This is a genomic window from SAR324 cluster bacterium, assembly GCA_029245725.1.
In the GTDB taxonomy this organism is placed as follows: Bacteria; SAR324; SAR324; order SAR324; family NAC60-12; genus JCVI-SCAAA005.
In genome coordinates, this window is the sequence record JAQWOT010000268.1 from 1 (window position 1) to 1,666 (window position 1,666).

A 1,666-nucleotide genomic window follows, 5' to 3' on the forward strand; every position below is an offset into this window, starting at 1 on the left:
AAAACACCGTCGAAAGCAGTAGAGTATGTCAACTGGGCACTAACGGACCACGATCCTGATCGTATCAGGAAGAAGCGCAAAGTTGGTGACATATCAGATGACATGCAACAAGTCGTCAGGGCCTGCTGGCAAGCAGCCGGATGGTTTGGGGATGCAAGTCCCTACTGGAGTTCGACTCCCAGCCGTTACGTTGGAGAAGAATCTTCGAAGATCTTGTCCAAGGAGGAAGTGCGGGCAACCGTCACAGAAGAACGTGCGCGGAGGGTGTTGAAGATAGTTATCTCAGTCTGCGAGGAGTCTCTCAATGGAAAATGAAGATATGGAATCACCTGCCCTACCCTACTTTGATCCCGCTCATTTGCGGCAATTGCGTGAAACAAATGCGTGTCCAGAAGGTCAACTGTCCGGTGTAGATCTGCGAGGGGCTGAATTAAATGGGGCAGATCTGGTCGATGCGGATTTGAGCTATGCCAACTTGATCCGAGCCGATCTGAGCTACGCTGATCTCCGTGGGGTCAATCTGGTCGGGGCCAAGATGGAAAAAGTCAATTTGGAAGGAGCCCAGTTGGAAGGGGCGAACTTGAGCGGAGCTCATCTTTGGGAAGCCAATCTTGATTTTACAACGATGCAGGGAGCACAACTTCAGGGTGCAGATCTAGAAGATGTTGATTTGAATGAAGCAGACATGCGTGCAGTCAATCTGGAGAGAGCAGAGTTGCAGAGTTCAGTGATGATGAACGTCAATCTGGAGAAGGCCAATCTGAGCTACGCGGATCTACGTCGAGCTGAGTTACGAGGGGCCAACCTGAGGGAAGCTGTCTGTTATCGAGTAGACTTACGGGAAGCTGATTTAGATGGTGCTGACCTACAAGGAGCAGAAATGCACTTTGCGCTGATGCTCGGCTCCCGGCTCTGCAATACCGTAATGCCAGATGGCCGCATTGAATATGGCGGCTGTCATTGAATCCTACAACGAACACAACAAGCTCTATCCTATGACTCTCATCCGTGAACTGAAAGAAGTAGACTTTGAGCAATGGTTGGAACTCTACCAGGTCTATGCAGAACACTATCGAGTTGCTCTCACCGAAACGGGTATTCAAACCACATGGGGTTGGCTGATGGATTCATCACATCCACTTCAGGGTCTGGAGGCTGTTCAAGGAGCTACACTCGTGGGTATGGCTCATTTCCGAGCGATGCCAAGCCCGTTGCGTTGTCAGAATAGCGGCTTTCTGAATGATTTGGTTGTCCTGCCCAGCACTCGTGGTGGTGGAGTGGGTCAATTGCTGCTGGATGAACTACAACGAATTGGCCTTCAGGAAGGCTGGGGCCTTTTCCGTTGGATCACCCGAGATAACAACTATCAGGCTCGCAGACTATATGACAAAGTTGCCAGCAAATCAGATTGGAACGTCTACGAGATGAGTTGCAACATCCAGCCTGATTGACCTGTCGTTTAAAACCTTCACATAGTTTGATTTGCAGACCCTGGTTTCAAGTGATTAACTCCTGCCCTGATGTAGTGCTTGCCCAAGAACCCCGGAAGGCAAGTACAGCGCTTCTCTGATCAGAACCATTTGAGAATGAACAACTCGCAGCCATAACATCCTGATATCTGTATTCTTGGTGTGGTCTGGATCTTGTTGTCCTATTAAGGTGCTCT

The 1,666-nt window shown here is 49.7% G+C and carries 3 protein-coding genes; all 3 read left to right on the forward strand.

The features are described from left to right. Positions 1 to 315 (forward strand): hypothetical protein (locus P8O70_14815; protein MDG2198120.1); only part of this gene is annotated, 315 nt, incomplete at its 5' end. Further along, positions 305 to 964, forward strand: coding sequence for a pentapeptide repeat-containing protein (locus P8O70_14820; protein ID MDG2198121.1), 660 nt, complete (start codon positions 305 to 307; stop codon positions 962 to 964). The genes P8O70_14815 and P8O70_14820, both read left to right, overlap by 11 nt. After that, entirely contained in the window at positions 933 to 1,451 is a 519-nt protein-coding gene (locus P8O70_14825; GenBank protein ID MDG2198122.1) for a GNAT family N-acetyltransferase, read from the forward strand. Before P8O70_14820 ends, P8O70_14825 begins: the two co-directional genes overlap by 32 nt. Positions 1,452 to 1,666 lie beyond the last annotated feature (215 nt).